We start from the raw sequence: 605 nt of genomic DNA on the forward strand, positions 1-605 counted from the left end.
CCGAAGGCCGTGCCCATCCACGAGCGGCCCGTCACCAGCTGGAACGGACGCGTCGAGATCTCCTGGCCGGCGCCGGCAACGCCGATGACGACGGATTTGCCCCAGCCGCGATGCGAGGCTTCGAGAGCCTGACGCATCACCTTGGTATTGCCGGTGCAGTCGAAGGTATAGTCGGCGCCGCCGATCTGGTCGGCCCCGCGCTTCGTCATGTTGACGAGATAGGGCACGATGTCGTCGCCGACCTCCTTCGGATTGACGAAATGCGTCATGCCGAAGCGCTCGCCCCAGGCCTTCTTGTCATTGTTGAGATCGACACCGATGATCATGTCGGCACCGGCAAGCCGCAAGCCCTGGATGACGTTCAAACCGATGCCGCCGAGGCCGAAGACGATTGCCGTTGCGCCCATCTCCACCTTGGCGGTGTTGATGACCGCACCGATGCCTGTCGTCACACCGCAGCCGATGTAGCAGATCTTGTCGAAGGGGGCGTCGGGATTGACCTTGGCAACGGCAATCTCCGGCAGCACGGTATAATTGGCGAAGGTCGAGCAGCCCATATAGTGATGGATCTTGTCCTTGCCGATCGAGAAGCGCGAGGTGCCATC

General features: G+C 62.0%; 1 protein-coding gene. It reads right to left on the reverse strand.

What is annotated here, in order from left to right; translation table 11 throughout:
• Window positions 1–605 (reverse strand): zinc-binding dehydrogenase (locus PH558_RS34050; protein WP_285208565.1); only part of this gene is annotated, 605 nt, incomplete at both ends.

The sequence above is a fragment of the Rhizobium pantanalense genome, assembly GCF_030182525.1.
GTDB lineage: Bacteria > Pseudomonadota > Alphaproteobacteria > Rhizobiales > Rhizobiaceae > Rhizobium.